This is a genomic window from Hymenobacter sp. HD11105 (assembly GCF_054051685.1).
Map to the genome: position 1 here is coordinate 1086024 of NZ_JBSWBR010000002.1, position 7172 is coordinate 1093195.

Here is a 7172-nt window from a genome sequence, read left to right on the forward strand (position 1 = left end):
TATGAAACTCATCCGCTACGGTCCCCCCGGCCAAGAAAAACCCGGCGTCATTCTCCACGACCAGAAGGTTGATGTCTCGTCCTTCGGAGAAGATTACAACGAAGCTTTTTTTGCCACCGATGGTCTCCGGCGCTTAGCTGAGTTCGTGCGAACCAATGAAGCCCAGCTGCAACCAATTGGGGATTCCGAGCGGCTCGGGCCTCCCGTGGCCCGCCCCTCCAAGCTGCTGTGTATCGGGTTGAATTATCTCGACCATGCGCGCGAAACCGGCGCCACGCCCCCGCCCGAGCCCGTGCTGTTTATGAAAGCCACTACCTCCTATGGCGGCCCCAATGACGATATTATCATTCCCAAGAACTCCACGAAAACCGATTGGGAAGTAGAACTGGCGGTAGTGATTGGCAAGCGCGCCTCCTACGTGGAAGAGGCCGACGCCGCTGACTACATCGCCGGGTATGCCTTGCATAATGACGTGTCGGAGCGGGAGTTTCAGCTGGAGCGCAGCGGCACCTGGGACAAAGGCAAAGGATGCGACACCTTCGCCCCCGTGGGCCCTTTTTTGGCTACCCCAGATGAAATCGGAGATATAAATAACCTGCGGCTGTGGCTGTCGGTGAATGGAGAAATAATGCAGGACGGAACTACTGCCAACCTCATCTTCAACATACCTTTTCTGATCAGCTACGTCAGTCAGTTTATGACCCTGCTGCCCGGGGATATCATCTCCACGGGCACCCCAGCCGGTGTGGGCTTAGGTTTTACTCCGCCCGTGTACTTACAGCCTGGGGATGTGGTGGAGCTGGGCATCGACGGGTTGGGCACTTCGCGCCAAGTGCTGAGAGCGTATGGCCAGAATTGACGCCCACCAACATTTCTGGCACTTCGACCCCGTGCGTGACGCCTGGATTACGGACGAAATGGGCGTTATTCAGCGCGACTTTTTGCCCCCGGATTTGGCCCCCATCCTGGCCCAGCACGGCTTTGCTGGCTGCGTGGCCGTACAGGCCACGCAGTCGGAGGCCGAGACGGATTTTCTACTGCGTTTACCCGAGGAGTATGCTTTTATCCAAGGCGTTATCGGCTGGGTGGATTTGCGGACTGAAAACGTGGCGGAGCGCTTAGCGCACTACCAGCAGTTTGCCAAACTCAAGGGCTTTCGGCACGTGCTACAAGGGGAGGCCGACCGGGCCCTGATGCTGGGGCCGGAGTTCCAACGCGGCATTGGCGCCCTAAGCCAATACGGTTACACATACGACCTGCTTATACTCTCAGATCAGCTGCCCTACGCAACCGACCTTACTGGCGCTTTCCCCAACCAAGCTTTTGTGCTTGATCATTTAGCCAAGCCACAAATTCGCGAACAGCAACTTACAGGTTGGGAGCGCGACATCAGAGCCTTGGCTGCGCGTGACAATGTCTGGTGCAAGGTTTCCGGCCTGCTTACTGAGGCTGACTGGCAGCGGTGGCAGCCGGCGGATTTTCGACCTTACCTCGATGTAGTCTTTGACGCATTTGGTCCCAAACGGGTACTCTTCGGCTCCGACTGGCCGGTCTGCGAATTAGCCGGTGGTTACGCTCGGACTGTTGGGCTGCTGGAAGACTACTTAGCCGCGTTTTCAGCTACAGAGCAGGCTCAGTTTTGGGGCGATAATGCCGTTTCTTTTTACGCTCTCTAACGCTAGCAAATGGACTTGTTTTTAGCTGATAATATTATCCTTGTTACGGGCGGCGCCAAAGGTATTGGCGCGGGCATCGCTCAAGTGCTGGCAGACGAAGGTGCTATTCCCGTCATAGTAGGGCGTAACGAAGAGGATAACCGCCAAACGGTAGCGGATATTGAGGCAACAGGGGGCAAAGCATGGCAAGTGACAGCCGAATTGACCGACCCAACGGAATGCGAAAAAGCGGTGGAGGTCGTGGTAGCGCACTTCGGCCGGATAGATGCCCTTGTTAATAATGCAGGCGTAAACGATGGCGTAAGTCTGGAAAGCGGCGACTATCAGCGCTTTATGCTCAGCCTCCACCGCAACGTGGTGCATTATTATCTGATGGCTCACCACGCTTTACCTGAGTTGAAAAAGACAAAAGGCGCCATTGTCAACATTACTTCTAAAACGGCCGAAACCGGGCAGGGAAATACGTCGGCCTATGCTGCGGCCAACGGGGGCCGTAATGCCCTGACCCGTGAATGGGCTGTGGAATTGCTCAAATATGGTATTCGCGTCAATGCCGTGGTGGTGGCTGAATGCTGGACGCCACAGTACGAAACCTGGCTACAAACGCTTGCTAACCCTGAGGAAAAGCTGCGCGAAATCACGAGCAAGATTCCGTTGGAAAACCGTATGACCACTGCTGAGGAAATTGCTAACACCACTGCTTTTCTGCTTTCCCGCCGCAGCAGCCACACCACCGGTCAGATTTTGCACGTCGATGGTGGCTATGTGCACCTCGACCGCGCTTTGGCTAATGCCTGATTCCGATTTCTGTTGAACGCTTTAGTTTGCTCAGCGCCCTCTCCATCTTATAAGAACATTTTAAGACCTGTGTAGCAATCTAGGGGGCAAATTTATTTCAATAGCTGGCCACGGAAGAGGTTCGCTAAATGACTATTAAGAGGCACATTAATTCCCATAGTAAGAGCCGTATTTATTAGTAGATTGCCAGCATAGGTCAATATTTCAACGAAGATTAATCCCACTCACGAGAGGTAGCTCTTCGTGCGATGGTGACAATCGTTTCTATGCGCTGCTTTTGGTTGCTCACAGTTTTATGGTTGCTCACTCCCACTGTATGGGCCGCATCCCGGCCTGCCGATACTCCTATTGTAGTAAGCCGTCTGCCGAATGATGGTTTATTATTAACAGAAGGTTGGCGTTACCACACCGGAGATGACCCTGCATGGGCCCAACCCCATTTTGATGACAGCCGCTGGGCTACTCTTGACCCTACAAGGTCGAGGCGCGATTTGCCTCCGCGTCTGCAAACAGGCATCAGCTGGTTGCGCTTGCGCTTGCGCCTAAGCGACAGTTTGCGCCAGCATGCATTAATGCTACAAGCTGGGCAGATGGGGGCCATTGAAATATATGTCAATGGCAGACTTGTGCAGCGCAATGGTAAGTTGCACTTCAATCCCAGACAATCCCGACCCGGGCTTACTAACCCGAGCCCAGTAGAAGTTCCAGTGGCAACCGAATCAGCGGAACAGGTCGTGGCTGTTCGGTTGGCTCCGTGGTCTCCTCCCCTGTCACTCGGGATTCAGGAAGCTCCCATACTGCGTCTACGCCTACGGAGCGTACCACAGGTATTGGCCTGGGCAGAGGTATCAGAAGCCAACCGAACCATATTTTATGTTGTGGGGGGCATTTTTGGCTTACTAATGCTTCTACACTTCTCCTTCTACTACTATAATCCTGCACAGCTAGCTAATCACTACTTCGCGCGCTATGCATTGGCTCTGACCTTGGGTTCTTTGGGGGTTTATTATGGCAGTAAACTGAGTTTGCCGCTGATCTCATCTCTCATTCTGAACTTCATCGTTTTTGCGCTATTCTTTCTGGGTAGTGTCTGGACGGTGCGGGCGCTGTATGCTCTGTTCAACTTTCGCTTGGGCTTGATTTATCGCGGTTTGTGGGTATGCCTGCTTGTCTTGTTGCTGCTTCATTTATTCTATCTATTTAGCTCCATCAGCTTTCTTACCTATTTGGCCTTTGTAGTGCTGGCTACAGCCGAGCAATTGCGCCTTACGGTGCTGGCGTTGCGTCAACGGCAGCGTGGCGCCTGGATTATCGCCACTGGCTTTGCTGTGGGCCTGTTCTTTGCCTTGGTTTTTGTAACCATGATTATTGCGAAAATGGAGTTCTCTACATTGATGGAGAACCTCTTTTTCCCCTTAATCTATTTACCGCCGGCCTTGGGTATCTCTTTATTTCTAGCTCGAGAGTTTGCTCTGGACAGTCAGCTACTGCAACTCAAGTTGGATGAGGTAGAGAAGCTTTCGGCTAAAACTTTAGCCCAAGAGCAGGACAAGCAAGCGCTATTAGCCCAACAGAACGAGACGCTGGAGCAACAAGTGCAGCAGCGTACGGCCGCCCTGCAACGCTCTCTCACTGAACTCCGCACGACTCAGGCTCAGCTAATTCAGCGCGAGAAGATGGCTAGCCTGGGTGAGTTGACAGCTGGCATAGCACACGAGATTCAGAATCCGCTCAACTTCGTCAACAACTTCGCCGACGTGAGCACCGAGTTGTGTCAGGAAGCTCAAGATGTAATGGCTGATGAGGCTCTTCCATTATCTCGCAAAGAAGAACTAACGAATCTACTGCGCGACCTAGGTGAAAATCAAGCGAAAATCACCCAGCATGGACGGCGAGCTGCTAGCATTGTAAGAAGTATGCTCGAGCACGCTCGCGCCAGCAGCGGTGAGCGCCAGCCCACCAACCTCAATGCGCTCTGCGAGGAATACCTACGCTTGGCTTACCAAGGCCTGCGGGCCAAGGACAAAACGTTTAATACCACCTTAGTCACAGATTTTGCCCCCCAGTTACCCTTAGTAACCGTCGCTAGTGCAGACTTAGGACGAGTGTTGCTAAACCTGCTAACCAACGCATTTTTCGCAGTACATCAGCGGCAGCAAAAGGGAGAAGCTTGCTATGTTCCCACAGTGCGCATCTGTACCCGGCAAATAGATCAACGTATAGAAATTCAGGTACAAGACAATGGTTTCGGCATACCTGCTCAGATCAAGGCCAAGGTATTTCAGCCGTTTTTTACTACCAAACCTGCTGGCGAAGGCACGGGCCTAGGCTTATCCTTGAGCTACGATATCATCACCAAGGGCCACAGCGGCACGCTCAGCGTGGAAAGTAGTGAAGGAAAAGGCAGCTTATTTATCATCACGCTGCCCATTTAATCAGCTCGCACTCCTATTATATACTATGCTCTCACTGTTTGAATGCTTTATTTGAGCATCTAGCTGCTACACCCAAACTCTTTTCCACTCTGAGGTGCTTATACGTCTCTGCTCCTCAATCCACAGTTTGAGTCAATTTTAGAATAACTTCTAACAGTAATAACTGCCTGGAGAGACAGTGACTGAGGAAGATCATTTCTATTGATGATAATAGTATGCTCGTTCACATGGTAAAGAGAACTCAGAGCATACCTATTATTAAGGTCTATTGCATGAAACCATATTGCAGCACTAATGATATTGTTTAGAACCTTTCTTCCAGCAGTAGCTTTGTTGCTGACTATGCCCTGCTCGTATGCTCAGGATGCCGCGACAACCTCCCCACTGAAAGTGGCTCCACCTTCCTTCTCGCAGTCCATTCGCTTAATCGTGGCACCCGACGGTACTGGTGATTATCGCACCATTCAAGAAGCGGTAATGGCCGTGCGCGATTTTATGCAGGTACCCGCTACCATTTTTATCAAAAACGGCATTTACCGCGAAAAGCTGATCGTACCATCCCAGAAGACCAACATCACGCTTTTGGGTGAAAGCCGCGACGGAGTAGTTATTACTAATGGTGATTATTCTGGCGACTCAGCTGGGCATACTACCTATTCATCCCACACGGTCCGTATTCAAGGAAATGATTTCACGGCTGAGAATATCACTTTTGAGAACTCCGCTGGGCCAGTTGGGCAAGCAGTTGCTCTCCATGTAGAAGGCGACCGAGCCATATTTCGCAACTGTCGTATGCTCGGTAATCAAGACACACTGTTTCTAGCTATCGAAAATAGCCGTCAGTATTACCAAGATTGCTATATAGAGGGTACTACTGACTTCATCTTTGGCGCAAGTACAGCCGTATTTGATCGGTGCACAATTTACAGCAAACGCGACTCTTACATTACAGCTGCTTCCACTACGCCACGTCAGCGCTACGGCTTTGTATTTCTGAACTGCCGTCTTACAGCTGCTTCAGAGGCTACAAAGGTGTATTTAGGGCGCCCATGGCGCCCTCATTCCCGGGTCGTTTTTCTCTATACGGATATGGGTGCCCACATTACTCCAGCCGGTTGGGACAACTGGCGCAACCCTGATAATGAAAAGACAGCCTTTTATGCAGAATACAAGTCGATAGGTCAGGGTGCCGCTCCTACCGCACGAGTGCCTTGGGCACGGCAACTCCGGGCGAAAGAAATTAAAACCTATACTCTTGCACAAATTTTCTCTGGATCAATGCCTTGGCTACCGCCCCAAAAGTAAATGTGCTCATTCATCATTGAACTCTATTTACCTTTAAGTATGAATGGCAATCACTATAGCAACCCCATTACATAACCATGGGGGCAAACTTTAACACCCTCATTCACAAGTCACATCTTGGTTCGAACTACTGTACTTATAACTACTAGGTGTAGATAGATTACTTAAAGCTGAGCTAGATCTTCTAGCGGCAGTGCTTAGACACGTTTACTAAATGTATTATGTCAGTCTTTATATGATGAACACCGTCTAAATGAGTTCAACACGTAGCCTTATAACAGATATTAATTCAGACCAGAAATTATCTTGCTCAATGGAAACCTATTAACATCTCATCCTGTTAGACCCCAGCATCAACTACAGTACGCCACAGAAACACAGAAAATGTTTAGACTTGTTATTGCATTGACAGAATGATTCTCTACCTTTGCACCCCCAATAACAATCAGCAACACTTTCTGCTCAGAAGGAGCATATTAGATGAGGCAGCGCTATTACTGTTACCAAGATTTTCTTGACATAAGAATTAGGCTTGGAACTTAGAATAGTGCAAGAAAGTTAAGAGGGGCTAGTATCTATAAAGCTTCAACAAAGAAGGCTTACAGATATCAGAAAATAAATTCAGTGCAGAGCTTGACAAAAGGTTTTTTCCGTTTGTATCTTTGCAGCCCGCTTCAATAGGAGGCGCGAAAGACTAAGAGAGGAAAGTAAAAGCAAAATTTTTTCTACTTTTACTTGCAAAGAAAAAATCTTCTTTTACCTTTGCAACCCCGAACGAAATGACGCTCTGATTTGTATTAAGAATAAGGCTGCGGTAGTAGCCACTAGGTTAGCTCAACAGGAGCTGACGCACGTTCTTTGAATGTTTGGAAAAGACAAAATTGGTAAGGTTGCCAAGAGTAAGAGATTACGATCGGCAGCCTGCGTTATAAGCATTTGCTTATTAAGAATTGGATCA

At 49.8% G+C, this 7172-nt stretch carries 5 protein-coding genes; all 5 read left to right on the plus strand.

From position 1 onward, the window contains the following. Position 1 precedes the first annotated feature (1 nt). The gene (locus ACW9KT_RS10740) at positions 2-859 is read left to right on the plus strand and encodes a fumarylacetoacetate hydrolase family protein (protein ID WP_457080162.1); all 858 of its coding nucleotides are present in this window, start codon (positions 2-4) and stop codon (positions 857-859) included. Next, complete coding sequence (locus ACW9KT_RS10745; RefSeq protein WP_457080164.1) at positions 846-1676, plus strand: amidohydrolase family protein; 831 nt, start codon at positions 846-848, stop codon at positions 1674-1676. The genes ACW9KT_RS10740 and ACW9KT_RS10745 overlap by 14 nt, the downstream gene beginning before the upstream one ends. A 9-nt stretch (positions 1677-1685) precedes the next feature. Then, positions 1686-2474: an SDR family oxidoreductase gene (locus tag ACW9KT_RS10750; protein WP_457080166.1), complete on the plus strand. Its 789-nt coding sequence runs from the start codon at positions 1686-1688 to the stop codon at positions 2472-2474. Between the two features lie 266 nt (positions 2475-2740). Next, the gene (locus tag ACW9KT_RS10755) at positions 2741-4909 is read left to right on the plus strand and encodes an ATP-binding protein (protein ID WP_457080167.1); all 2169 of its coding nucleotides are present in this window, start codon (positions 2741-2743) and stop codon (positions 4907-4909) included. A 342-nt stretch (positions 4910-5251) separates the two neighbouring features. Beyond that, entirely contained in the window at positions 5252-6214 is a 963-nt protein-coding gene (locus ACW9KT_RS10760) for a pectinesterase family protein (protein ID WP_457080169.1), read from the plus strand. The last annotated feature ends 958 nt before the right edge of the window (positions 6215-7172 follow it).